The following is a 25,803-nucleotide window of genomic DNA, read 5'->3' as shown; positions in this document are numbered from 1 at the left end:
CGATCACACTTTCAGTTTAAGTGGTCAGACAAAGTTCACACCCATCTAACCCCATCTCACATAATCGGCACATAATGATCTAGATCATATTTGCATTTGGTGAATTAGCGTTTATTACGCATCAAGGATGAAAGGATTCCATTTGGGAATAGCTTCCGACAACACAAGATGCTGCAACGGACGAGTCAGCATCAACAACAACTAAAATAACCAAGTAAAGACAGTAAGAGGCAATCATGACCCTACTTCAACTACTCGCCAGTTTGACGCCTGTAATCAGCGTTATGCTATTTTTGGTGCTACTCAAGATGCCAGCATCTCGCGCCATGCCCATCTCCATGGTAATGACAGGCCTTGCCGCCGTCTTTATCTGGCAGATGGATACCACTATCTTAGGTGCCTCAGTGGTAGAAGGCCTACTCTCGGCCCTGACCCCACTGAGCATCATCTTCGGCGCCGTGTTCCTACTGAACACCCTTAAATACTCGGGCGCCATGGACACCATCCGCGCCGGCTTTACCAACATCAGTGGTGATGCCCGCGTGCAGGTGATCATCATCTGTTGGTTATTTGGTTCGTTTATCGAAGGCTCTGCCGGTTTCGGTACCCCGGCCGCCATCGGCGCGCCGCTGCTGGTACTGCTAGGCGTGCCGCCTGTGGCAGCCGCCGTGGTTGCCCTGATCGCCGACTCTACCAGCGTCTCCTTCGGCGCCATCGGTCTGCCGGTGCTCTTCGGTATGGAACAGGGTCTGATGCAGGGTGGTGTCAGCATGGCTGCCGACCAGATTGCCCAGCACGGCACCAGCTTCGCCGACTATGCCCAGTTTATCGCCCTGCATATGATCACTATCGATCTGTTGACGGGTACCCTGATCCCGCTGGTATTGGTTTCTGTTCTCACCGGCTTCTTCGGCCGTAACAAGTCCTTCAAAGAGGGTCTGGCAATTTGGAAGTTTGCCCTGTTCGCCGGTCTCGCCTTTACCGTACCGGCTTGGCTTATCAACTACTTCGCCGGTCCTGAGTTCCCATCGGTTATCGGTGCACTAGTCGGTATGGCCCTGGTGATCCCAGTGGCGCGCAAGGGTCTGTTGCTACCTAAGACCCCCTGGAACGATTTCGCCGAAAACGACAACCAGACTCAGACCAAGATTGAAACCAAGGCACAGTTCTCTCAGGTTGCCGCCTGGACGCCTTACATCATCATGGCCGGCCTGCTGGTACTGTCTCGCACCGTTGCGCCGCTCAAGTCCTGGCTCACTAGCTTTAACATCAGCTGGACTAACCTGCTGGGTACCGAGCTAAAAGCCGGTTTCGCGACCCTGTATGCCCCTGGCGCCTTCTTCGTGCTGGTGTGTATCCTGGGCTTCGTGCTCTTCAAGATGAAGTCGCCAGCCATCAAGGAGTCGATCACCGTCTCTTGCAAGTCTATGCTGCCGACCATCATCTCCCTGGGCGCCTCTGTGCCTATGGTGAAGATCTTCCTGAACTCTGGCACCAACGAGGCGGGCCTGCAGTCTATGCCTGTTGCCCTGGCCGACATGCTGGCCGGTTCTATGGGCGCCATCTGGGCCTGGATGTCACCCATAGTGGGTATCTTCGGTGCCTTCCTATCTGGCTCGGCCACCTTCTCTAACATGATGTTCTCAGGCCTACAGTACAGCGTGGCCGACAACATCGGCATGAACCACGCGTTAGTCCTGGCCCTACAAGGCATAGGTGCCAACGCAGGTAACATGATGTGTGTCATGAACGTGGTCGCCGCCGCTACCGTGGTGGGTATGGCAGGCCGAGAATCAGAAATTATCCGTAAAACCATGCCCGTTGCGCTCGGTTATGCCTTGATTGCAGGCACTATCGCTACCCTGTGGGGCGGTCTATAACAGATAACTCGAGAAAGGCGGACGTGATGAACCCGCCTTTTTGTGGGTCAAATAAAAGAGTAATGTTATGTCGATTAATTATTCAGCAGTAGTCGCAGATTTACGTGCAAAACTTGGTGTAGAAGCGGTATCGGACGATGCGGTACGTCGTTTCGCCTGGTCAACCGACGCCAGTTACTTCCGTATCGTGCCTGAGGTCGTGGTCCACGCCGAGACCCTGGAAGATGCCCGCGACACCCTAGAGGTCGCCCGCGCCCATAATGCCCCGGTCACTTTCCGCGCCGCCGGCACCAGCCTGTCAGGCCAGGCCATCGGCGAAGGCATCTTGTTGATCCTCGGCCACGACGGTTTTAGAAAGATCGCCGTCAGCGAAGATCACAACCAAATCTCGTTAGGCGCAGCCGTCATCGGCAGCGATGCCAACATGGCGCTCAAGCCTTTCAACAAGAAGATAGGGCCGGATCCGGCTACCCTGGCCTCGGCCATGGTGGGTGGTATCGTCTCTAACAACGCCTCGGGCATGTGCTGTGGTACGGCCCAGAACAGCTACCAGACCATCGCCTCGGCCAAGTTACTGTTTGCCGACGGTACCCGTCTGGACACAGGCTGTGAGCGCTCAAAAGAAGCGTTTCGCGAGTCACACAAGCAACTGCTGCAGGAGCTCACCGATCTCGCCAAGCTCACCGCCAGCAACCCGGTACTGGCCGACCGTATTCGCAAGAAATACTCCATCAAGAACACCACCGGCTACAGCATTAACGCCCTGGTAGACTTTGAGGATCCGTTCGAGCTGATCAACCACCTGATCGTCGGCGCCGAGGGCACCCTGGCCTTCGTCGAAGAGGTCACCTACAACACGGTCGATGAGGCCAAGTTCAAGGCCTCGGCCATGGCGGTATTCTTCAACATGGAAGATGCGGCCCGTGCCATTCCGCCGATCAAATGCGACAGCGTAGCGGCCGCCGAGCTGCTGGACTGGGCGTCGATCAAGGCGGTGACCGGCAAGAAAGGGATGCCAGACTGGTTGAGCGAGCTGCCGGAAGGTGCCGCCATCCTGCTTATCGAATCCCGCGCCAACGACGAAACGACCCTGGATGCCTACACCCAGGACGTAATCGCCAAGCTGGCCCATATCGAAACCGAGCGCCCTATCAGCTTCAGCCGTGACCCAGAGGTCTATAGCAAATACTGGGCGATGCGCTCTGGCCTCTTCCCTATCATCGGCGGCGAGCGTCCAAAGGGCACCTCGGTGATCATCGAAGACGTAGCCTTCGAGCTGGAACACCTGGCCAATGCGGCGACCGACCTGACCGCGCTGTTCCACAAGCATGGCTACCCTGAAGGGGTGATCTACGGCCATGCGCTGGCGGGTAACTTCCACTTCATCATCACACCGACCTTCGCCTCACAGGCTGATATCGAGCGCTTCCACGGCTTCATGCAAGACGTGGCCGAGATGGTGATCAACAAGTACGACGGCTCCATGAAGGCGGAGCACGGCACAGGCCGCGCGGTAGCACCTTTCGTCGAGATGGAATGGGGCGCCGATGCCTACACCCTGATGAAGCGCATCAAGCAGATCTTCGATCCCCAGGGCCTGCTTAACCCAGGCGTGATCCTCAACGACGACGCCAACGTGCACGTCAAGAACATCAAGCCATGCCCTGTGGTCGATGACTTTGTGGACAGATGTATCGAGTGTGGCTTCTGTGAGAAGACCTGCCCGACCTCGGCGCTTAACTTTACTCCGCGTCAGCGTATCGCCACCCTGCGTGAGATCGCCCGCCTGGAGGCCTCTGGCGACAAGCAAGCCGCCGAAGAGATGCGCGCCGCCGCCAAGTATGACGTGGTCGACACCTGCGCCGCCTGTCAGCTCTGTACCATCGCCTGTCCGGTGGACAACAGCATGGGTCAGCTGGTACGTAAGCTGAGAACCCCATACATCACCACGACCGAGCAGAAGGTGCTGGACTTCCAGGCCAAACACTTCGGCGCCGTCAACCAGGTGATCAGCACAGGCTTCGACGTGCTCAACATCATCCACAAGGTCACAGGCGACAGCGTCACCAACGGCCTGATGAAGGTGGGCCGCATGGTGTCCAAAGAGGTGCCTTACTGGAACCCGGACTTCGCCAAGGGCGGCAAGCTGCCTAAGCCTAGCCCAGCCTCGCCAGACAAGGAGACGATAGTCTACTTCCCGGCCTGTGGCGGTCGCACCTTCGGCCCGACGCCGAAAGATCCCGACAACCGCACCCTGCCTGAGGTCGTGGTCACCCTGCTGGAGCGCGCCGGTTACAACGTAGTGACTCCTGATAACACCCGTCACCTGTGCTGCGGCCAGATGTGGGAATCTAAGGGTGACTTCAAGAACGCCGATGCCAAGCGCGATGAGCTGATCGACGCCCTCAGCGCCCTGAGCGACAACGGTAAGGTGCCGGTGGTGGTAGATGCCCTCTCTTGTACCTACCGCACACTGACGGGTAACCCTAAGGTGGAGATCACCGATCTGGTCGAATTTATGCACGACAAGATCCTGCCTAAGCTCACCTTCACCAAGAAGGTTAATGTGGCGCTCCACCTGGGCTGTAGTGCCCGCAAGATGAAGCTTGAGCCTAAGATGCAGGCCCTGGCCGATGCGTGTAGTAACGGCGTTAAGCTGCCGGAAGGAATTGAATGTTGTGGTTACGCCGGCGAGAAGGGCTTATACAAGCCTGAGATCAACGCCAGCGCCCTGCGCAACATCAAGAAGCTGATCCCAGTGGACATCAAGGAGGGCTACTATGCCAACCGTATGTGCGAAGTGGGTCTGACCCAGCACAGCGGCATCTCCTATCGCCACCTAGCCTACCTGCTCGAAGAGTGTAGCCGCTAGGGGAGCAGCAACCGATTTAAGGTTTAGATAACCCCACCCAAGCAAACTCCGCGGTGTGACATTAGCTCACATCGCGGTTTTTTATCTCTACGCCTCTGAAAAACCGTGAAAACCACCTAAGTCATGCAAAATACTGGTGTTATTCCAGGAGTTGCGCCATAGTAATAGCTGTCCATGCCAGTGGCACACAGGCTGAAGATTTTAGCCATAGCCTGTAGAAGCTAGGGCTTGCCGACATGAACAAGGAATCAGGGAAATCACTCGTCGCGGCGACGCTCACCCAATTGATGCCGCCACCCCAAGACTCGACGCAGATAGAGGAATTATCGCTCCATGGGAAAACTGCTCTTAGCCATCGCACTCCTGCTGCTTCCCGGCCTGAGTCACGCCAGCAGCATCTATAAGTGTATCAAGGGCGATAAGGTGGTCTTCAGCCAGACCTCCTGTCCGAAAGAGTTTAAGCAACACCATATTCAGTACCAACTCGGCATCACGACTGAGATCGATAGCGATAAGCCTAAGGAGAAGCTCGACCCCCTGCAGGCGCTACTCAACAAGCGCACCCTGTCCCAGGAAAAGCTGTTACAGCTGATCGATGCGGAAGTCTACCGCCTCAAGCAGGAAAACAGCTATTATGAGATCCTAAGGGCCAGCGAGAAACAGAAGCTGGATCGCAAGCGCTACTGGCAGAAGCAGGCCAAGGACGACCCCGAGTTTCTCACCAAAGTCGATGAGATGAACAGCTACTTCGACGGCCTGATAAAGCTCAACAAGGACGCCATGTTCATGCTAAAGCAACATAAGCGGCGCATCACGGCGCCGGAGCAGGAAGAGCAGAGGGAGCAGGTCGACAGGGGCGCGCCCCAGGTAGTGCAACACTAACATGAGCCGTAAAGCTTTGATGAAAGCCTTGCCGCATTGACCTCAGTCATGCAGCACTAACTTAAGTCGCGAGGCCACCATGAACAAGACCCAGTTGAGCCTGCTCATTATCGGCCTGCTTCTGCTGGGATTCTATCTGCGCCAAACCTTCTTCACGCCTGCCGATGACCCCAGAGAGATCAACGTCGACAGCTTCATCGACCATGCCCAATACCTGACGACTCAGAGCGAGGTGATAGCGCCTCTGGTATGTGCCAAGCTCGCCATCGACATGGGCTTTACCATAGACCAAAACCAGGTTAACCAAGCGCTGCGGCAGACCCTCAAAGCCTATGACGACGATAAAGACGCCGCCCTGTATCTGTTTATCTATGTCAAAGGCTACGCCTTCGGACTGGCCCACGGCATAGAGGACAAACCCGGCGCCTACTTCCACCTGGGCTGCGACCAGAACCATCCCGAGGTTCAGATGGCCCCAGAGCAGACTCAAATATGACTATCCACTGGCCCTTACTGCTCAAGCTCACCAACGACAAGCAGTTGATGCTGTTAGATAGCGAGCGAGCCTGGCTCGATGAGCGCGACCATCTGCTTGGCCAATCCCTGCTGCTTATCGACAGCCAAGGCATCTGTTATCACTGCCAAGATGGCGTTCTACTCCCCTCGGACGAGCAGATAGCCCTTTCACGAATAGTCCAATGGGTCAGCGACTATGCCTGCCAAAATGGTCATTTCTGCAGTGCCAAGATAGGCGCATACAGCCTGGCGCAGCTGTTTGATATGGTGCGCTATTTGGAAGATAGCTAGTCGATGCACGCCATGCATTAAAGAATACAGCCATAAAAAAGCCCCACCAATGTGGGGCTTTTTAGTTGGATTTGTCTGTCATGAACCAACTAGGTTCTCAAGCCTATGCCGCGGCTGATCAGGTAGTAGGCCAGCAACCAGAGGCCGGCGCAGAAGCCCACCATGACGGCAATCGACAGGCCAATGCCTATGTCGGCATAACCCAGGAAACCGTAACGGAACACGTTGATCATATAGACCACAGGGTTCAGCTGTGACACCCCCTGCCAGAAGCTCGGCAGCAGAGTCAGCGAGTAGAAGACACCGCCCAGATAGGTCAGCGGCGTCAGCACGAAGGTGGGGACTATGCTGATGTCGTCATAGCTCTTGGCAAAGACCGCATTGATGAGGCCACCAAGGGCGAACAGGATAGAGGTCAGCAGCACGGTCAGGGCCACCAGCCCGGCGTGATGCAGACTGATATCCACGAAGAACATGGCCACCAGGGTCACTATGGTACCCACACACAGGCCGCGAGCCACACCGCCGCCCACGTAACCGGCAATCATCACATAGTGAGGCACGGGCGCGACGATCAGCTCCTCCAGGTTGCGCTGAAACTTGGCACTGAAGAAGGATGACGCCACGTTGGAGTAGGAGGCGGTGATCACCGACATCATGATGAGGCCGGGAGCGATAAACTCCATGTAGCTGACGCCGCCCATCTCACCGATGCGCTTACCCACCAGATTACCGAAGATCAGGAAATACAGAGTCATAGAGATCGCCGGCGGCACCAGGGTCTGCACCCAGATACGGGTGAAACGGGTCACCTCCTTGATCAATATGCTCTTAAAGGCGGTAAAATAGACCTGCTTCATGTTCATGCTAGTGCTCATGCCTTAGCACCTCCCTTACCTTGTTCCACCAGCTCCACAAACAGCTCCTCCAATCGGTTAGCCTTGTTACGCATAGACAACACCTCTATCCCCTGCTCGGTAAGCTGGGCGAACACGCTGTTGATGCTATGGGCCTTCTCCACATCCACCTCTAATGTGTGTGGGTCGGTCAGGCGACAACTAATTCCGTCGAGGGTCGGCGCCTCGTTGATATCGGCCTTGAGGTCGAACACGAAGGTCTCCATGTTGAGGCGGCTGAGCAAGGATTTCATGCTGGTGCACTCCACCAGCTCGCCCTTGTCTATGATGCCAATGTTGCGGCACAGCATCTCGGCCTCTTCCAGGTAGTGGGTGGTCAGTATGATGGTCACCCCCTGGCGGTTAAGATCCGTCAGGAAGGTCCACATTGAACGTCTGAGCTCGATATCCACCCCGGCGGTAGGCTCATCCAGTATCAGCAGCTTAGGTTCGTGCATCAGGGCGCGGGCAATCATCAGACGGCGCTTCATGCCGCCCGAGAGGGCGCGAGACGGGCTGTTGCGCTTGTCCCACAGGTCGAGCTGGCTCAGGTACTTCTTGGCGCGCTCGAAGGCCACCTCACGGGAGACACCGAAATAGCCGGCCTGGTTGACCACTATCTGCTGCACCGTCTCAAACTGATTGAAGTTGAACTCCTGGGGCACCAGGCCGATGGACATCTTGGCCAGCTCCAGCTGGGTGTCGATATCGTGTTCGAACACCTTCACCTTGCCGGAACTCTTCTGCACCAGGGAGCAGATCACCCCGATCGTGGTGGACTTGCCGGCGCCGTTGGGGCCCAGCAGGGCAAAGAAATCCCCCGCCTCGACCTTAAGGCTGATCCCTTTTACCGCTTCGACGCCGCCCTTGTAGGTTTTTCTGAGCGAGTCGATAACTAAAGCATATGGCTCTTTGGTCATTAGTGACTTCCGTTATCCTGATCTTGAAATTGGTATTGCTATTGATATGAAAAAACAAAAACTCCCGCACAAAGCAGGAGTTTAAGATCTTAACTAAGGCGCGATTAATCTAAGGGTACGACTTTCGCTATGTAAGGCAGGTTACGATACTGCTCGGCATAGTCGATACCATAGCCGACGATAAACTCATCGGGGATGGTGAAACCGATAAAGTCTACCGGTACATCCACCTCGCGGCGCTCTGGCTTGTCCAGCAAGGTGCAGAGGGCCAGGCTCTTAGGTTCGCGCAGCAGTAGCATCTCGCGCACCTTGTTCAGGGTATTACCCGAATCGATCAGGTCTTCGACGATCAACACGTCACGGCCTTCGATATCCGACTGCACATCCTTTAGGATCTTCACGTCGCGCGAACTGGTCATGGCGTTGCCGTAGCTGGATACCGACATGAAATCGATCTCAACGTGGCCCTTGATGCGGCGGCAGAGGTCGGCCATAAAGACCACTGACCCCTTCAGCAGGCCAACCATTAGCAGGCGTTCGCTATTGGCGTAATGGGCATTGATCTGCGCTGCCAGGATATCCAGTTGTTGTTCAATCTCATCTGCCGAGATCATCACTTCGGTAGTGTGTTTCATACTCTTCTCAAATTTGTGTTAATTGTCGCGGTTGTCGGCACTGTGCTTATCATAGCCCCAACGCTTGGTTAACCCGTGGTCGACACCCAGATGGTCTAAAATCCGAGCGACCATGAAGTCTACCAGATCTTCAATCGATTTGGGATCATGATAAAAGCCCGGCGCCGCCGGCATTATGGTGGCTCCCAGGCGCGAAAGTGACAGCATATGCTCTAAGTGTATGCTGCTAAAGGGGGTTTCTCTGGGTACTAAGATCAGCTGGCCACGCTCCTTGAGCACCACATCGGCGGCGCGCTCTAGCAGGCTATTGCTCATGCCGGTGGCCACCGCCGCCAGGGTGCCCGTGCTACAGGGGCAGATCACCATCTGTTTGGGCGCCGCCGAGCCAGAGGCTGGTGGCGAGAACCACTCCTCCTTGCCCAGCACATGCAATTCACCTGTTGGCTTTAGCCCCTGCTCGGCAAACAGCGCCAGCAGTTGCTCCTTAGCCTTGTCGCCGTTAGCACTGAGCTGCAAGCCGTGTTCGGTAGCCAGCACCACACGCGCCGCGCTGGAGATCATCAGAAACACCTGATAATCCGCCATCAGCAGACACTGCAATAACTTAAGTCCATATGGCGCCCCGCTGGCGCCGGTCCAGGCCAGGCTGATCGCCTTGGCCCGCTTGGGATAATTCATATCACTCTCTTCGTTGAAGACCCGAGTCTAACCCTTACAGGCTAGACTCATGCCTTGTTCTGTTCCAGCTTAGCCAGCAACTTGCCGTGTAGGCCACCGAAGCCGCCGTTGCTCATCACTATGATGGTGTCGCCCGGCTTAGCCGCGCCAGCGACCGTGTCTGCCAGTTCATCTATCTGGTATAGCACAGTCACGGTCAACTCGGCCTTGGCCATCGCCGCCTCGACGTCCCAGTCGATGTTGTCCGCCTGATACAGGTAGGCGGCATCGGCCAGCGCCATAGATCCCGCCAGGGTATCCTTATGCACGCCGCGCTTCATGGTGTTAGAGCGAGGCTCGAGCACCACCAGGATGCGACCATCACCCACCTTGGCGCGGCAGCCCTGTAGCGTGGTGGCAATGGCCGTTGGGTGGTGGGCAAAGTCATCATACACGGCAATATCATTGACAGTGCCGATAAGCTCCATGCGCCGCTTTGGCGGCGCGAAGCGGGTCAATGCCTCGATAGCCGCCGCGGGCTTGACGCCCACGTGACGGGCCGCGGCAACTGCCATGGTGGCGTTCTCCACGTTGTGCTGACCGATGAGCGACCAGTCGAGCACGCCCTGGGACTCGCCATCGAGGAACAGCTCGAATCTATGGCCATCCTCACTCAGCAGCTCGCTGTACCAGCCTGGACTACCCGCCATCAGGTTAAAGGTCTCCTGCTCGCTCCAGCAGCCCATGTCGATCACCTCGCGCACCGCGTCGCTGGCGGATGGCCAGATCACCTTGCCCTGACCCGGTACCGTACGTATTACGTGATTAAACTGACGCTGGATCGCTTTTAAATCATCGAAGATATCGGCGTGGTCGAACTCTAGGTTGTTAATCACCAGAGTACGCGGCTGATAGTGAACAAACTTGGAGCGCTTATCGAAGAAGGCGCTGTCATACTCGTCCGCCTCCACCACGAAGAAGGGGGAATCCCCCAACCGCGCTGACACACCGAAATTTTGCGGCACGCCGCCGATCAAGAAGCCTGGCGCATAGCCGCAATCTTCTAAGATCCACGCCAGCATGCTGGAGGTCGATGTCTTACCATGGGTACCCGACACCGCCAGCACCCAACGATTGGGCAGAATATGTTCGGCCAGAAACTGTGGCCCGGAGGTATATTTCAGGCCACGATTCAGCACAGCCTCGACACAGGGATTACCGCGACTCATGGCATTACCTATCACCACCAGATCCGGCGCCTCGTCCTCGTTTTGCCCCAGCTGACTTGGGTCGAAGCCCTGGATCAGTTCTATCCCCTGCTCCTCGAGCTGAGTGCTCATGGGCGGATAGACGTTGGCATCGCTGCCCGTGACCTTGTGACCGTTAGCGCGAGCAAGGAGTGCGAGACCACCCATAAAGGTGCCGCAGATCCCTAAGATATGTACATGCATTGGGGTTGGCTCTGGATAGGAATAATCTGGGGGTTATTCTAACGATTCGTGTCACCATTGTCAGTTAACAATGGTTTAAATAACTTTTTGATGACTAACGTCATGTTGATGGTTTATCCAAACTTCGTTTGGGATGGCTGACGCCGGTGCGCGGCCTTACGGCCGGATACTGATTTTCCAAACTTCGTTTGGAGGTGAAAGTCGTGGAACTCCGTTCCACACCAGGGTAGGTGTAGCCTTTCGACCGGAATTACGTTTTCCAAACTTCGTTTGGAAGTGAAAGTCGTGGAACTCCGTTCCACACCAGGGCAAGAGGGGGATCTCCAGCAATCCCCCTCTTGCATCTCCCCGTGCCGCCCCAGACGAAGTTGTGATCCCTACGTGGATATTTGAAAATGACTGACGCTTCCGATGGGGCGTCCAAGCCCCCCGAAAGCTAGCCTCACATCCATGTGAGTCTCACGCCATTTCCTGCTATCCACTCCGGCAACTTCGATGGGGACCTGTCGTAGCTTCTACCCGCAACAGCAATAAAGAAATGCTAATTTAAAAATCAAGCTAAAACCTAATTATATAATTAAAATAAACCTTTACTTCTGCTTCCTTGGTAAAGACAATATTTCTTTCTCTGATATTTCTAGAACATGGCAAACCATTCTATGCACGGCCATTTGATTCGTTCTTTTTATCTCACTTTTTTTCAACTTTGGCTGATCTTTATAAGACCAACTAAAACTATCAAGCGTACTGATTTTTGCCCCAATAACCCCCACTTGATACAAGCAGAGAAGTGATTCATACATAAAATCTGACACTTCTAAATTTTGACCAGCTTCATACATTCTTTTAGCTAAAACAGTGCACGGATCACAATTACCATCATCACTATTAATAGCTAAATCAGAAGCAATAGCTTCAATCTTATCATTAGACAAAGTTGTTCGAGTAAATGGTGAAACAATACCACGCAACATCTCAACCGTAGTCTCAAGACTTGGAAATATTTCGTGCCATTCCTCCTTCAAAGAATCTAGTCGCTTAGCTGAATATGTCGACTCAGCAACATGAATAGAACGCCACGAAATCCTAGGTGTATTTAACGCAGCAAAAAAACACTCATTAACAAACTGAATAACATCTCTAGGCCGCATTAAAGTACGCTGAATAATATATGACAACGCATCCTGACCATGCTTTGGTGACGGGAATACATCGCTAAACCCTACATCAACTGATGTATATTGTCGTTTATAAACCTCTCTCAACCTAGACTCTATCAAGTTCTTTAAATCTTGTTCACTCCAACTAATTTTCACAAGATAAGATTCATATTTATCCTGCTGAAAACCTGAGTCCCTAGTTTTATCAAAAACAATGTCTAACAAGTCAACCCTTAAAGCTGTTATTATTTTCACTTGAGGAATATTTCGAAATGACTTTGTTTCTTCAATCAATGCCCTTATTAGTCTACACCTAGTTTCTGTTCCTGCCCAATCCTCATCTAACTTATCAATTAAAATATAAAATTTCTTTTGCTTGTCATTAAATGCATAATCTGATAACAAATCAAAAACTTCATTTAACTTTTGAATTTGAATTTGACTTATAACTTGCGTAGCAAGAGATTTAACTTCAGTCCTCACGCTATCCGATAGATGTTTTGCCCCTTCAAGAGAAATATCTAATGATGAGAACTTTGAGCCTAAACCTGATTTTAAATCCTGACTAAGTTTATTTGTTATTTCTTTAAGGTGCTCACTTGTTTCCAACCAAAATTTATCACCCCAATCCCTGAAGTAATTTAACGCTCTTTGCTTGGTCTGATCTCTACTTACACTTTCATAGAGCCTACGAATGAAGTTAGCGCTAGCATCTTCGCTCCTTAACTCATATCTTAACTTCAACAATTCAACTATTAGGATATGTCGCCAAAGCATGCGATAAAACAAATCAAGCTTTATCCCCAACTTATTTAAAAACTGAATTATATTTGAATGTTCTACAAATTGAACAGAAATAGAATGAGGATCTAAAATAACCGAATGCTCTACTGATTTTGAAATATGATAAACAAAAGCACTCTTCCCAGCCCCTGTACGACCAACTATAATAGACTCTGTCTTACTTACATCAAGTAAATCTTCCAACTGTCCATTATCAATAAAGCAGTTATCTAGCAAGCTAGAGTCAGATTCAGCGTCTAACTGCCCTAACTTAACGCCTTTCTTTATAACTATTTGCTCCAAAGTCATGTCCTATCTCAGTGATTTTGTAGAATACTAATGACAAATTAAACCAGCAATTATCGAAACATTAAAAATCATGTCCAAACAATCGTAAAGCCTAACCAATAAATCTAGCAAAAATCATGTAAAAAATACGGTTTAAAATACAGATGATAAAGAAGCATGTCTAGTAGTAGGCTCGCATACTTTCGTTGTATAAATTCAAACATCTTAAATACTTAAGCAAGCTCTAAACAATATATCACCTCAAATAAATGCCGGTTGTGGCTACAACTGATCCCCATCGAAGTTGCCGAAATGCGTAGATGAAAATGCCGTATAGCCATCATGGACGATGGCTAAGACTCGGGGGGACAGGAGTCCCATCCGAGTCGTTAGGCGATTTTCATTGAAGCATGAGGATCAACAACTTCGTCGGGGCGTCAGGGTGGATGCAAGGAGGGCGAGGACGAGCAGTCCTCCTTGCCCAGGTGTGGGATGGAATCCCACGACTTTCATTTTCAAACGGAGTTTGAAAATCAAGTAAATGGTCATAGGTCCTATCCGTCCCACAACATGGGAAGACTCCCACGACTTACCTCGACCATCAGGTCGCACATCCCAGTGTGTGAGATGGAATCCCACTCCGCTAATTCAAACAGAGTTTGGAAAACAAGTGAACGTCCGCATTCATAAAAATATCAACCACTTCCCTAAGTGCCTATACTACAAGTACAATGATAAGTCTTAGGATAAGTTGGCAAGACCAAAGGAAAGGCGATGACACTGAAGGAAGATGTCAACAAGCTCACTCAGGCCCTGGAGGCGATGCAATCACAACAGGCATCGGACCGCGCGGCGCTCACGAGTCAATTAGCGGAGTTTAGCCAGCAGCTGGCTGAGCTCAATGCGCGGGTAAATGCCCTGGAGGGCTATGACCAGCCCGAGGCTTCAGATCTGGCGCATTCCACTCCTACACACTCAACATCTGCGCACTCAACATCTGCGCCAAGCCAATCAAGCCAATACTTGCCATGGCAGACGCATTCTGGACAAGCCCAGCCTGAGCAAACTCACTTAGCGTCAGCGCAAGTTCAGTCAGCGCAGCTAGAGTTAGAGCAGACACAGTCCCCCCAGCAAGGCGAACTCAGCCAGCAGGCCGATACCAGCTATCGCCACGACGCCTGGCAGCGCCAGACGCCTCAACCAGAGGAACAAGTTAAAACTTCGGCTCGCACAACGAAAACCACAAAACAGAAGGCCGCCACTCCAGGTATTGGCCAACAGCTGGCCAACTCGGCGGCTCAGCTGCAGGGCTCATTGGGACAGCTGGTCAACCTGCTGCTCGGCCCCTTCGGCGGCCTCGGCGAGCAGGCCAAGGCCTTCTATCAACACTATCAAGCCAAAGGACAAGGCGCGGTGTTTCTGATGACACTGGCAGGCATCATCACCCTCACCCTGGGCTTTGGCTACCTGCTGCAATACTCCATCAACCACTGGTTCTCCGAGCTGGGTAAGGCACTGCTCGGCCTGGTAACGGCCAATACCGTCATTGCTGTCGGCCTCTTTATCCGGCGGGCCAGGCCCGGTATGGAGGACTATGCTTCGGGCATAGTGGGCCTTGGCGTCATATTGAATTATCTCTGTATCTATTTCCTCGGCCCCTATTTTGAGCTGATCCCGGAGAGCGCCGCCTTCTCGCTGATGCTGGTCAACACCCTCCTGGGTTATGGCCTGGCGATGAAGCTGGAGACCAAGGTGGTGGCCATCATCGCCCTGTGCGGCGGCTCCTTGGCGCCGCTTATGCTGCTCGATGCCAGCCAAGCACCGCTGCTCTATCTGCCCTACTTGCTGATCATAGGTGCCTGCTCCCTGGTGCAGAGTCATAGGCTGAATTGGCCCGTGCTGATCGAGATAACGGCACTGCTGCATATCGCATGTGTGCAGCTGCTGGGCTTCTTTCTGTTTCTGCCGCTGGCCCCCATCGGCCCCATGAAGATGCTGGCGCTGGGGTGCATCAACGCCCTCTTCTATCTCTATGGCCTGGGTAGCCTCAGGCTCCAGACCAAGCGGGAGCCCAGTGCACGCCTGCTCATGGTGCCCGTGGCCATGCTCTGCTTTACCCTCTATACCCTGGGGGAGTTTACCTCTTACGCCGGCGAGCTTTTCGCGATCAACGGCGTTATCTGCGCCCTGCTCTATTGGAAGATACGGCGTGATAGCCTGATTGCGCCGCTGATGCTGGCGGCGGCCGGGGTGTTCGCCGGGGTGGCTGCGCTCTACCTCATCAGCGCCGATCTGCTTGGTTTAGTGCTGTTGATCGAAGCCCTACTGCTGCTCTGGCTCGGCGCTAAACATGACTTTATCGCGATTCGCACCGAGGCCTATATCCTGTTGGCGATGGGCCTTGGCAGCAACCTGCTGACCCTGTTCGACAGCTTGGCAGTGAGTCACCGCGAGCTGGGTGGCGCCGCGGGAATGAGCGATAACCTCATCCTCATTCTCACCCTTACACTAAGCTGCGCCGCCTGTTATCAGGCGATACGCCTGATTGATGCCCTAGGGGATAGGCTTGCCGGGACGGAGCGACTCCTGCGCCGCGCCCTGCAGGGCGTTTTTGGTCAGCTGCTGGCGATCACCGCGCTGTTTATCGGCTACTGCTTGAGCCCAGACTTCTATCTCAATGGGCTGCCACTGATCGCCCTGATGCTGCTCTATCTTGGTAAGCGAAACGAGCTGCGCTTTACCGAGATCATGGCCTGGTTCTGGCTACTGCCGCTAGGTGGCCTCATCATGCTCGGCATGCTAGAGGCGGGCAGCGTCAACTTTGCCCAGCAGCCTCTCAACGCCAAGCTGGCGCGTATCGAGCTGTTTACCAGTCTGCTGTTGGCCTACTACTGGTACAAAAAATACTCCCCGCAATCGCCTCTGGTGCGTCTGGCCTACTATGTGCAACTGGGCTGTTATCTGGCCGTGCCACTCATCCTGCTGCCCAAGGTGCTTCGCAGCTATCTGGCGCTGCTGCCCATCTACCTCTGGTTGGCCAGCGCCATGGCCCTCGGCCTCGCGAGGTTCGTGCGCCATAGGAGTCTGGTGATTGAGACGCAAGTGCTGTGTGCAACGGCCATGCTGTTCACCGCCATTAGCTGTCTGGACAATCAGTGGCAGGGGCTTGTCGCCCTCGCCATAGGCGCGCTAGCACTGGGCACAGTGCACGGCCGTTATGAGCAAATGAACCGACACTGGCGTCTGTTGCTACGCTTCCCATGGCAGTTGAGCCCCTTCTATTTTGCCTTGGTAGTCGCCGTCGCCGTACAGACCCTGTCCGGGCTCATCGCCCCGGGATGGACGCTGGTGTTCCTCGGGTTAACGACCTACTTTGCCTTGCTGCTTGAGCGAGACAATGCCCTGGGCAGACGTTTCGCCGAGGCGCTAAGACCCGGCTATGGCCTGGCCTACGCCTCGCTCATCTCGCTGCCGCTGGCGCCCATCATATTGCATGGCGATCGCCCCCTGGGGCTGGATATCAGCAGCCTACTGTTTAGCCTCAGCGAGCTTGGCATATTGGTGGTGCTCGCCTGGTATCTCAGGGGCAAGCGACTCGGCATAGCGTCCCATAAGAAGCTGCTGCCAAAACCTGCCCTGCTGTGGGGCTGGCACAGCCTGCTGGCGGTGAGCTATTTCCTCTGGAGTTATCAGCTGGGGGATCAGATAGCCGCGCCTGTCAGCAGCATCTTTCTGGTGAGTCACGGCAGCGCGCTCATGTTCCTCAGCCTGCGACCTCGACAGGCCAGCCTGGTACGACTGGCCGGCATCTTGTTTGGTCTCGCCTGTCTCAAGGTGCTGTTTATCGACATGGCCTCCTTCGTGCTGGTGCAGAAGGTGGTCGCCTTCATCATCATAGGCATCATTTTGCTGACGGTGGCCTACTTCTACCAGAAGCAGAAGAACCGCCTGCCGACGCCTCAATAGTCACTCTTCCCCCCATGTGGCAGTTAAGGCTGCCACATGGGGAACTTTGGCTTACTCCCCCTAAAGCTCGGTATCGGCAGACTTTGATGAAGCTCTACAGCAAGGCTTACCGCCGGCTAACTGTGATGTCACCCGCAGAATTTTTAACCAATCCGTGCTAAAAGAAACCTTCATCAACTGGTTAATTTTTAGGCATAAGATCTATAATTTTTGCCTGTTAACGCCATCGAAACCTGCCGATAGAGGGATATGTCATGCTAAAGAAAGTGAGCCGACTCGATTACTATACCCTGCAGGTATTTATCGGACTGGTTGAACTCAAGAGTGGCAGTGCGGTGGCCGAGCGATTACGTACCACTCAGTCTAAGGTAAGCCGCAGCCTTACCTGCCTGCGGGAGGTGCTGGAAGACGAGCTCTTTATCCGTCAGCAATATGGCTTCGAACCTAATCAGGTCGCCCTCACCATCTACCCCATGGTCAAGACCATAGTGGAGCAGTACGACAAAATAGTGGCCGCCACCATAGACAAGGTAGCCGAGCCCTATCAACTCAGTGTCGCCATCTATGAGCAGTGGTCGCTGATGGCGATGAACTGTGTACACAACACCTGCAACTGCATCGAGGGTGGGGTCAATATCAATATTCAACCCTGGACAGATAAGGTCAATCAACGCCTGTGTCAGGGCAAGGTCGACTGCAGCATCTCCACCGAGCCGATCAACCACCCCATGGTGAACAACTTTAAGCTGGGGGATATCACCCACTTCTTCATCGTCGCCCGACAGGATCATCCCATTCTTCACAGCGAGGATCCGCTGCGGCAGATGTTTGATTACCCTATCGCCCTGGTTAATACCCACCTGCAGGAGCAGGAACCTCATCCCATAGAGGTGTATGCCAGAGCCAGGCAGATAGAGATCCGTGTGGCCCTCAAGAGCCCGAGCCTGAGGATGTTGGTGGATCATGTCAGTCACAGCGAGGATATCGGCCTGCTCTCCTCGGCCATGTCCATGAGCTATTTCGAGAATCGCAACGACGTGGACTACCTGGATATCTCTAAGATCTGGTTAGAAATCACAGACCTTGAGACGCAGAGCTACTATCTGCACTGCCACAAGGGGATCAAGCCTGAGCTGGTGAACTGCCTGCGCAGGATTTTAACGGAGAAATTACTCGAGATGCAGGCACACTGTGCTCGAGTGACCCAGAAGCGCGCCCCCCTTGCACGGGCCTTGGACCAAGCCTAGACAAGCACAGAGATAAGTTTAACCGCCAAGAACACTTAGCCGCTACAGGCCGCGCCGAATGCGCTGGCTAGTGCACGTTCTGCTTGATCAGCAGAGTTATCTCCCGCTTTAACCAGTCGAGATGGGTAGCGCAGCGACCGCCGCGGCTCAACATATAGAGCCTGGGATAGGGTTGCTCTTGATACAGACGCTTGGTATCCATGCTCGACAGGCAGCATACATGCAGGCCAGGTAATAGCTCACTGTGTTCGTATACCTTGCTGTAAGGCAGCAGGCTCACCGTCTTATCGTCCGACAGATACCGATAAAGCTGATTAAAGGCCAGCCCCTCTCTTCCTATCTCGGTAGGCGCAGGATGGCAGCTGAGTCTGTGTTGGGCGCAGTAACGCTGGAAGGGATCCGGCGCCAGCTTATCAAACTGGCCGAATGCGCTTAGGTAGGGATAGTTGGCGATATTGGCCAGACTGATCTCCTGCTGCAGCAGGGGATGCTTGAGGGAGCAGAGTAGATACAGATGGGTTAACTGTTTGAGTGGTTCGACACTGAGCCTATCATCTTGCAATGCCTTATCCGAAGACTCGCTGACAATTGCCAGATCGATAAGCCCCTGGGCCAGATCTTCTACCAGATCCACACTGCCGCTACGCAGCTCATAGCTAATAGGCAGCTGTGCCTCGCTGATGGCGCCACTCAGGCGTTGAGGCAGCTCGGCAATCAAGAGATCGCTGACATAGAGCACCATGATCTGGCTCGCGGCCTGATCGTGACAGATCTCCAACTGATGCAGCTGCTCGCCACATTGCACCAGCGCCTTCACCAGAGGGTAGAGTTGACGGGTAAAATCGTTGGGTTCCAGGCCATGCTTCTTACGAATAAACAAGGGATCGTTAAAGATCATTCGGGCATGCTGCAGACAGCGGCTTACCTTGGGGGCGGGTATATTCATCTCCATCGCCACCGAAGAAGCGGAATGCTTTTCATACAAATTAACTAATATATTGGCGCTCAGCATATCTAAACTATCTAGAGTCATATTTTTCATTTAAAAATACCTCTCCCGACATCGAATATACCCATTGAGAGTATAGTAAATATTATTAAGCAGACAATACTTTTATTCTGATTCAATAAAACAAATAAAATAGACCTAGATCATATTTCTAAATTTCAATCATTTACATAAAAGTTGCAATGAACTAATTTTCATGCGAAATATTTTGAAAGCCCCACCAACACCCAGATATCCAACAATTAAAAAACACATATCTACTTATTGATTATCTACAAAATGAAATAACTAAAAATAAGTATCTGACCCAAGGCTAAATTTTAATAATCCGATTTCAATAATTATTGTAAATAAATCCCATGGCGTAATAATTAAATCGAGAGTTAAAAATCAAAATAACCTTGGAGGTTTATCATGAACGCCACCGCTACCGTTATTTTAAGCTATGCATTTATGTACTTTGTTTTGTTTATCATTTGCCCTCTCGTCATCGTGACTTTCGTCATGACGTGCATCAAGTTCTTTAGATCAAGCGAGACTCAGCTGGTCGATGCTGCCGTAAGTATCAAGCCTCACCTGCTCGATAAAGAGTCAATGCATTTTCTAAAAGGCTTAAAGGCCATCGCCGCCAACCGCTACGATGTCCTTTACGGCGCGTCACTGGTGAATGTCGTCGACTTAGATGACTCCCTCAAGAATCACGAAGAGGTACAGGACTTCATGGAGCACTGTCACCTGGATTACGTGGTCGTCGACAACGAATCTTCTGCGGTCAAACTCGTGGTGAGCGACCCTGCGGCCAGCTCTCCAGAGCAGATGAAGTTTGTCGAAAAATGTTTGGATTATATAGGGGTACAGCTGATTAAGCTGGACAAAGACAAGCATTGCGACGAAGCCTTGCTGCGCACCGCACTCGCCGCCTGATGAGTGTCCCTCACCGCAACGCCCACTGAGCGTCAAACCGACCACTTGACGCTCCTCTTCCCCACAACGTCATGCTCACTGAGGTGTAAGGATGCATTATGTGTCAGATTACCCCTTGTACTACTTTGCTGCTGGCCAGCGTCTTAGCACTTGGCCTGGTGGGCCTAACGCCCAATGCCTTAGCCGCCGACGAGCAAACCAGCCGCAGCTGTATCAAGTGTCATAAACGCAATGGCCAACTCGAGGGCATACACGCAAGCCCCGGCCTGGCCATTCTCTGTCAGGACTGTCACGGCCCCAAAGGCAGCCATCCCAAGAAGGGATCGACCATCATAACCTTTGGGCCCGATAGCCCCTTCTCGGCTCAGCAACGCGGCGCCGTCTGCCTGACCTGTCACGACCATCAGGCCTTGGGTGAAGTCGAATGGACCCACAATGTACACGCCAATCACCTTGGCTGCGATCAGTGCCATAAGCTTCATCCCGAAACGGATCCTATGCTGTCGCTCGATACGCAACAACATAGCCAGCTCTGTGTCGGCTGCCACCAAGTCGAACAATAGGAGGCCTGTGATGCAAGTTTCTAAACGCCAATTTCTCAAGGGAGTTGGGGCCCTACTGGCCGGTGTCTCTGTGTATGGTGCCACCCGGACGCCCCAGGCCGATTCCCTGCTTCAACCAGAGCAGGAAAGCGAGATCAAATACGCCATGGTGCATGATGAGAATGCCTGTATCGGCTGCAACGCCTGCGTCGAGGCCTGCCGCGAGGTTAACCATATTCCCGAGGGCGTCACCCGGGTGAAGATAGAGCGCAAGGGTCCCTTCGGCGAGTACCCAGATCAGAGCTACCGTTTCAGCCGTGTCTCCTGTCAGCACTGCGAAGCCGCACCCTGTGTAAGGGTCTGCCCCACAGGCGCCGCCTATATAGATAAAGAGACAGGCATAGTCGCGGTCAATAGCGACCGCTGCGTGGGCTGCCAGTATTGCATCGCCGCCTGTCCCTATCAGGTCAGGTATATCCACCCCGAGACCCGTACCGCCGACAAGTGTGATTTCTGTCAGAAGAGTCGCTTGGCCCAAGGGCTTCAGCCTGCCTGTGTCGAGGCCTGCCCCACCAAGGCACTGACCTTCGGCAACCTCAAGGATCCCGAGTCGGATCTGGTCAAGCTGCTTAAGCGCAAGCCCAGCTACCGCGCCAAGGTGGACCTGGGCACCCGGCCTAAGCTGTTCCATATTCAAACCATAGATGGGGAGATAATGCTATGAGTGCTTTTCATTTCGAAGGCCTGGTATGGCATTGGCCTATCGCCATATACCTCTTCCTCGCCGGTCTGTCAGCCGGGGCGGTATTTTTCGCCATCATGCTGAAACATTTCAAGCTATCCCATGAGGCCTGGCATTCACCCTTCGTGCAGGCAGCAGCCATCATAGCACCGGTCGCCGTGTGTGCAGGCCTGGGGATCTTGGTATTCGACCTCACCCGCCCGCTGGATTTCTGGAAGATCCTGGTGTTCTACAACACCAGCTCAGTGATGTCCATGGGGGTACTGGTGCTGATGGCCTACCAGCTAGTGCTGTTTGCCTGGATAGCCTGCGTCTTCCAGCGTCGCATCACTCAGCTGCTGGGTAAGCGTCTGCCTATCGCCCACAGGCTGCTTAACTGGCTGGTGAAGCAGGAAGCGGCGATCACCGGCGTCTTGGTGATCCTCGCCATCTCACTTGGGGCCTATACCGGTTTCCTGCTGTCGGCGTTGATCGGCTTCCCACTACTAAATAACCCGGTGTTGCCGCTGCTGTTCTTGATCTCCGGGCTCTCCTCCGGCGCCGCCGCGACTCTGCTGGGTGGTGTACTGCTTCGAGGTAATCCCAATGGAGTCGAGGTACGTTTCATCCACGGCATAGAGATCCCCTTGATTTTAGTGGAGATTGGCCTGCTGTTTACCTTCTTCGCCGGATTGATCCTCTCAGGCGGCCAGAGCCAGGTCGCCGCGCTCAACGCCTTGGGCTTCGGCTTCTGGGGTTGGATCTTCTGGGCCGGTGTTATCGGCATAGGCCTCACCCTGCCACTGGCCTTCAACCTATGGATGAAGGTATCGGCAGATCGTAAGTTCGCCTATGTAGCGGTTACCGCCAGCTTCAGCCTGATAGGGGTGTTCCTGCTGCGCAACTTTATCCTCTATACCGGCCAGATGACGGGGACCTAATCAAAGCTGGGCAATCACTCACGGGCGTCGTCTGCGCTAATAAGGTGCAGCGGCGCCCCATCACTCAGGTAAGCCTCATCCACCTGATCCAGGCCGTTGTAGCGGATCATATGGCGTATACCATCGATATAGGCCTGACCGCGCTCGGAATATCGCTCCAGGGTACCCGCCAGTTCCAGGCCTGTGATTGGCTTATTGCCTTCGCGCAGCTGCGCCCTTAGCTCTCTCAGCGACTGGTAGGCGGCGTTGGTGTTGAGGTTAAGCAGGTAGCCCTCCACCGAGGCCAAGGGAGTATCGAAACGTGCCAGACCATAGTTACCCAGCTCCTTGCGCTGGGCCTTAGGGATCATTCCCTTACCACTAAAGTCCCACTGACCAAAGAATGCATTACCCTCGACGGTAAAGCGTGACGTCGCCCAGCCACTCTCTTCTGCCGCCTGGGCCAGCACCAAGGAGGGCGGCATGATGTCGACCCTCGCTAAGAGCTGCTGACGCTGCTCCTCGGTCAGGCTGCCGCTCTCATCGGTTAACAGGCGATACTTACGAGCCAGAGCGAGCAGCTCGGGAGAATCCAGCGACGACTGGGCGACAGTTTGCCGCTCCAGCAATATCTGCTCATTGGCCACCAGAATCAGCGGCGCCATCAGACGGAAGAACACCATCTTCTTAAGCTGCACCGGGATCTGCGACGAGGTCTTCTGCCAGCGCTCACTCACGGCCTCGAAGGTGAGTCTGGGCACCTCACGATTGCCAGCCTTCCAGGAGACCTGGTTATATTCCAGACTATCGAACAGGGCGATCAGCTCATCGAGGGAGTTAAGTACCACATCCTTGGGTGCCTTGGTCGGCCTCGCCTTGGAGACAGTCTTGAAGCTGGTCTGTGTCTGTTTACTGTCCGGCGGAGTGACCAACTGGCTAGCATCTGCTACTGGCGGCTCCATCCCCGCAGCGGCTAGTGCTGTAGACAGACCGCCGATGTTCTCGGTGGAGCGGTACCAAAACGCCCACAGTATAAGTAGCGAGGCGATCAAGAGTAGCAGAGGCAGTGCAATCTTAAAGCGGCTATCACTGGGCATAAAGGCTCCTTTTGACGATTAGACGAGAGATATTAGTTATCAATGTTATTATCTACTCTAATCCATCTTTCGATGCCCGTCTTTAGCCAAGCTCTCAAGCAAGACCCTGAACCCTCACCTAACGAGCAGCTTAGACCTGCTGCAGGCCTCGGCATGCCCTCAGTTGAATGCCTTGAACTGTCGCTGCTATCAAAACCAGAGCTGTGGGACGACTTGTTCGCACCTTCCCTAGTCCTTCGCAAGAACTGTAACGCAGCAAATACCGCAGTAAGCCTCCCTAACTCATAAACTTCATTACAAGATTATTTGCTTAATTAAATAAATCTTTTATTCAGCCATTACGATTAAGAGCTAAAACCTAAAGTTAAAATCAAGTTAAATTAAGCATTTTAAAGTAAACTTATAAAACCAGACAATAAATAGCATCTAAAATTAGCACCACAAATTATTTCTAATTTAGAATAACCAAGAACCAATCCCTTTCTGGTAAACAACTCGATAATAAAAAGTTAATAACTTTTAAATTAAAACCCTAGTTCCACAAATGAATGTGACAAAGACCTCAATATTGACGTTAATGTTATTTTAATATTGATTAAAATTTGCCTGTTTCATACATTGAATATTCGCCTCAAAATTAAATGTATCTTTTTGTATCATTCGAGCGATATATAAATTTCTACTTAGCTGGTTATATGTTGAAACAAGGAACAGTCACACTATCAAGCTTAACTCTCTTGCTCGGCCTACTGGTACTCAGCCACCTGAGCACCTGTCTAATGGCTGAGGAGCAAGGCATTCGCTCCGAACAAACACTAATCTGTAAAGCGATAAAAGCAGAAAATCTCGCGACCAAGGAGGTAGCTCCCGCCGGACAAATAGCATTAATCGCACTGTATTGGCAATGCGCTTGCCAGCAGCCACATAAAGTGTTTATGCAGCTTAACGGCGAAACCCACGAAAGTGAAAGTAGCAATGTAACGCAGACTGCCGTCATCTTCTGCCTATTATTTCTCTCTGCTGGCCTTCCTTGTTACGGACAGAGAAAATATCGTACACCCAAAAGTATTTTGGAATCTATCTCATTACTCATGAGCTGGATTAAACCTATAAAGGGCACACCTTCATAGGCCAACACAGTGAATATTCAGTGATAGATGTTGCTACTGATATTCACATCCAAAACCAATTCTAAAACTCTAGCCACATTATTACTAAGCTTGGCTGATTCTTCTAACTTATTCAAATGAGGTTTATTTAATGCCTTATGCACACTCACGTCTGTCGAGTGCGAATTATTGCGCGCGCTCCACGACACGGCATGCAAAATTATCCCTGGGACTAATAATGAGCCTGATGCTGTCGAGTCAGGTATTGGCAGACAATGAAAACGTTGCCGCCGCCATAGACACCAAGCGCTCCCACTGGTCCGGTTATCTCAGTGCCAGCGCCGCCAGCAACACCTTCGAGCAGTCGGCCCCCAGCTCCTACCAGGCCCTCAGTGCCAGCGGCAGGATAGCCTACCGCGACACCTGGGGCAGCATACGTCTCTCCAGCGGCGGCGAGGTGGAGACGCGCCATAACCAGAGCTATTTCTACGACACCTTCTTAGAGTATCGCACCCCGTCCAAGGCTCTGGGCAATGACTGGAGCTATGTCGGCAGTGCCGGGATCTATCTGCCTACCGGCCATACGAGCAAAGAAAACAAGTTGAGGGCCGCCCCCAGGCTGGCGGGCTATCTCTTCTACCGCCCGAACCAAGACTGGAACTTCTATCTCTCACCCCGGCTTAAATATAACGCCTATGAACATGAGATAGGCCGTCACGGCGAGCACTTCATCGAGCACAGCATCAGCCTGCTGGCCGATGCCACCTGGCAGTTCATCGACAATTGGTATCTGGATGTCAACGCCTCCTACACCATGAACAAGCCTTTTAACACCAGCCGTTACGACAACCGTTTCACCATCAGCGAAGAGATCGGCTGGTCGTTTGCCCCCACTTGGGTGGCGGCCATAGGCCACAACAACAGCGGCTATTTCTTCGACCCGGATCGCGGCCCGTCCCACAGCTTTACGCTCTACGACGAACGCAACTCCGTGTTTTATCTATCGATCACTAAATATTTATAAAAAGCACTTATAA

21 protein-coding genes are annotated in these 25,803 nt (G+C 53.0%); 13 read left to right on the top strand and 8 right to left on the bottom strand.

Annotation, left to right across the window (positions count from 1 at the left end):
• Positions 1-236 precede the first annotated feature (236 nt).
• The 5 genes from L1D43_RS01180 (at position 237) to L1D43_RS01160 (ending at position 6,441) form a co-directional block, all read left to right on the top strand.
• Positions 237-1,880, top strand: coding sequence for an L-lactate permease (locus tag L1D43_RS01180; RefSeq protein WP_239849628.1), 1,644 nt, complete (start codon positions 237-239; stop codon positions 1,878-1,880).
• A gap of 67 nt (positions 1,881-1,947) precedes the next feature.
• Entirely contained in the window at positions 1,948-4,752 is a 2,805-nt protein-coding gene (locus L1D43_RS01175; protein WP_239849627.1) for an FAD-binding and (Fe-S)-binding domain-containing protein, read from the top strand.
• 333 nt (positions 4,753-5,085) lie between these two features.
• On the top strand, positions 5,086-5,634 hold the full coding sequence (locus tag L1D43_RS01170; protein ID WP_239849626.1) for a DUF4124 domain-containing protein: 549 nt from the start codon (positions 5,086-5,088) through the stop codon (positions 5,632-5,634).
• A gap of 79 nt (positions 5,635-5,713) precedes the next feature.
• The gene (locus tag L1D43_RS01165; RefSeq protein ID WP_239849625.1) at positions 5,714-6,130 is read left to right on the top strand and encodes a hypothetical protein; all 417 of its coding nucleotides are present in this window, start codon (positions 5,714-5,716) and stop codon (positions 6,128-6,130) included.
• Positions 6,127-6,441 carry a DUF4144 domain-containing protein gene (locus L1D43_RS01160; RefSeq protein WP_239849624.1) on the top strand — a complete coding sequence of 105 codons (315 nt, stop codon included), beginning with the start codon at positions 6,127-6,129 and terminating at the stop codon, positions 6,439-6,441. Before L1D43_RS01165 ends, L1D43_RS01160 begins: the two co-directional genes overlap by 4 nt.
• Positions 6,442-6,530: 89 nt before the next feature.
• On the opposite strand, the gene L1D43_RS01155 is transcribed toward L1D43_RS01160, so the two are convergent.
• The 6 genes from L1D43_RS01155 to L1D43_RS01130 all read right to left on the bottom strand — a co-directional run bounded on the left by L1D43_RS01155 (position 6,531) and on the right by L1D43_RS01130 (position 13,252).
• The gene (locus tag L1D43_RS01155) at positions 6,531-7,301 is read right to left on the bottom strand and encodes an ABC transporter permease (RefSeq protein WP_041510088.1); all 771 of its coding nucleotides are present in this window, start codon (positions 7,299-7,301) and stop codon (positions 6,531-6,533) included.
• A 14-nt stretch (positions 7,302-7,315) separates the two neighbouring features.
• Positions 7,316-8,257 carry an ABC transporter ATP-binding protein gene (locus tag L1D43_RS01150; RefSeq protein WP_239849623.1) on the bottom strand — a complete coding sequence of 314 codons (942 nt, stop codon included), beginning with the start codon at positions 8,255-8,257 and terminating at the stop codon, positions 7,316-7,318.
• A 104-nt stretch (positions 8,258-8,361) separates the two neighbouring features.
• Complete coding sequence (hpt, locus tag L1D43_RS01145) at positions 8,362-8,892, bottom strand: hypoxanthine phosphoribosyltransferase (protein WP_011866938.1); 531 nt, start codon at positions 8,890-8,892, stop codon at positions 8,362-8,364.
• A gap of 18 nt (positions 8,893-8,910) precedes the next feature.
• Positions 8,911-9,570 (bottom strand): flavin prenyltransferase UbiX, encoded by a 660-nt coding sequence (locus tag L1D43_RS01140; protein WP_041510085.1) that lies wholly within the window; start codon positions 9,568-9,570, stop codon positions 8,911-8,913.
• Between the two features lie 47 nt (positions 9,571-9,617).
• Entirely contained in the window at positions 9,618-11,000 is a 1,383-nt protein-coding gene (gene mpl / locus L1D43_RS01135) for a UDP-N-acetylmuramate:L-alanyl-gamma-D-glutamyl-meso-diaminopimelate ligase (protein ID WP_239849622.1), read from the bottom strand.
• A 590-nt stretch (positions 11,001-11,590) separates the two neighbouring features.
• A complete protein-coding gene (locus L1D43_RS01130; RefSeq protein WP_239849621.1) occupies positions 11,591-13,252 on the bottom strand; it encodes a hypothetical protein in 1,662 nt (553 codons plus the stop codon).
• Positions 13,253-14,005: 753 nt separating this feature from the next.
• On the opposite strand from L1D43_RS01130, the gene L1D43_RS01125 reads away from it, so the two are divergent.
• Both L1D43_RS01125 and L1D43_RS01120 read left to right on the top strand, forming a co-directional pair.
• Positions 14,006-17,197 carry a DUF2339 domain-containing protein gene (locus tag L1D43_RS01125; protein WP_239849620.1) on the top strand — a complete coding sequence of 1,064 codons (3,192 nt, stop codon included), beginning with the start codon at positions 14,006-14,008 and terminating at the stop codon, positions 17,195-17,197.
• 254 nt (positions 17,198-17,451) lie between these two features.
• Positions 17,452-18,444, top strand: coding sequence for a LysR family transcriptional regulator (locus tag L1D43_RS01120; protein ID WP_239849619.1), 993 nt, complete (start codon positions 17,452-17,454; stop codon positions 18,442-18,444).
• Positions 18,445-18,511: 67 nt separating this feature from the next.
• On the opposite strand, the gene L1D43_RS01115 is transcribed toward L1D43_RS01120, so the two are convergent.
• Positions 18,512-19,486 carry a LysR family transcriptional regulator gene (locus L1D43_RS01115; protein ID WP_239849618.1) on the bottom strand — a complete coding sequence of 325 codons (975 nt, stop codon included), beginning with the start codon at positions 19,484-19,486 and terminating at the stop codon, positions 18,512-18,514.
• A 471-nt stretch (positions 19,487-19,957) separates the two neighbouring features.
• On the opposite strand from L1D43_RS01115, the gene L1D43_RS01110 reads away from it, so the two are divergent.
• The 4 genes from L1D43_RS01110 (at position 19,958) to nrfD (ending at position 22,581) form a co-directional block, all read left to right on the top strand.
• Positions 19,958-20,377, top strand: a complete 420-nt coding sequence (locus L1D43_RS01110) for a DUF2726 domain-containing protein (protein ID WP_239849617.1) — start codon at positions 19,958-19,960, stop codon at positions 20,375-20,377.
• A gap of 98 nt (positions 20,378-20,475) precedes the next feature.
• On the top strand, positions 20,476-20,940 hold the full coding sequence (locus L1D43_RS01105) for a cytochrome c3 family protein (protein ID WP_239849616.1): 465 nt from the start codon (positions 20,476-20,478) through the stop codon (positions 20,938-20,940).
• A gap of 10 nt (positions 20,941-20,950) precedes the next feature.
• Positions 20,951-21,643 carry a 4Fe-4S dicluster domain-containing protein gene (locus tag L1D43_RS01100; RefSeq protein ID WP_239849615.1) on the top strand — a complete coding sequence of 231 codons (693 nt, stop codon included), beginning with the start codon at positions 20,951-20,953 and terminating at the stop codon, positions 21,641-21,643.
• Complete coding sequence (gene nrfD, locus L1D43_RS01095; protein ID WP_239849614.1) at positions 21,640-22,581, top strand: cytochrome c nitrite reductase subunit NrfD; 942 nt, start codon at positions 21,640-21,642, stop codon at positions 22,579-22,581. The genes L1D43_RS01100 and nrfD overlap by 4 nt, the downstream gene beginning before the upstream one ends.
• Before the next feature lie 14 nt (positions 22,582-22,595).
• Here the strand turns inward: nrfD and L1D43_RS01090 are convergent, their stop codons facing one another.
• Positions 22,596-23,657: a glucosaminidase domain-containing protein gene (locus tag L1D43_RS01090; RefSeq protein WP_239849613.1), complete on the bottom strand. Its 1,062-nt coding sequence runs from the start codon at positions 23,655-23,657 to the stop codon at positions 22,596-22,598.
• A gap of 779 nt (positions 23,658-24,436) precedes the next feature.
• Between L1D43_RS01090 and L1D43_RS01085 the strand changes: the two genes are divergently transcribed.
• Positions 24,437-24,787, top strand: a complete 351-nt coding sequence (locus L1D43_RS01085) for a hypothetical protein (RefSeq protein ID WP_239849612.1) — start codon at positions 24,437-24,439, stop codon at positions 24,785-24,787.
• 217 nt (positions 24,788-25,004) lie between these two features.
• A complete protein-coding gene (locus tag L1D43_RS01080) occupies positions 25,005-25,790 on the top strand; it encodes a hypothetical protein (RefSeq protein ID WP_239849611.1) in 786 nt (261 codons plus the stop codon).
• Positions 25,791-25,803 lie beyond the last annotated feature (13 nt).

This window comes from Shewanella sp. Isolate8, assembly GCF_022398495.1.
GTDB classification, from domain to species: Bacteria; Pseudomonadota; Gammaproteobacteria; order Enterobacterales; family Shewanellaceae; genus Shewanella; species Shewanella aquimarina.
This window is presented reverse-complemented; position numbering and strand designations above follow the sequence as displayed.